This is a genomic window from Ralstonia sp. VS2407 (assembly GCF_052950655.1).
The window spans coordinates 1-469 of sequence record NZ_JBRFVG010000249.1 but is presented as its reverse complement, the minus strand read 5'-3'; the positions used below and the strand labels follow the sequence as shown (position 1 = coordinate 469).

The following is a 469-nucleotide window of genomic DNA, read 5'->3' as shown; positions in this document are numbered from 1 at the left end:
CACCCAAGCCGGTGCCGGGGCAGCTCGTATACGTCGGGGACTTGTCGGAGGAGCGCAAGCTTTCCTTCATGATCGAGGTGACGCGCGCAGTCCGTAAGCAGGTGCCACAGGCGCATTTGGTGCTGGCCGGACGTGTGCTGCCACGCTGCCAGGAAACGGTGGAGCATGCCGTGGCAGAAGGGTTTGTGGAGCATCTCGGTCTGGTCGCCCCTACCGAGGTGCCGCAGGTGTTGGCCAGCGCGCAGGTCGGACTGGTCTTCCTCAAGCCGCTGCCGAACTATGTCGCGTCGTTGCCGACGAAACTGTTCGAGTACATGGCTTCCCGAGTGCCATTTGCGGCTTCGGACTTTCCGGCCTGGCGCGAGATGTTCGATGGTTACGGGGCTGGGATTTTTGTTGATACTGAGGATGCCGCAGCTACTGCAGATGCCCTGAGCGAGCTCTTGGCGGACCCGCAGCGGTGTCGGGA

Annotated in this window: 1 protein-coding gene; it reads left to right on the top strand. The window is 62.7% G+C overall.

Features of this window, described 5'->3' with window-relative positions:
* Positions 1 to 68: 68 nt before the first annotated feature.
* Positions 69 to 469, top strand: a 401-nt coding sequence (locus ACU8YE_RS24870; RefSeq protein ID WP_446930208.1) for a glycosyltransferase, incomplete at its 3' end; no start/stop codon positions are given.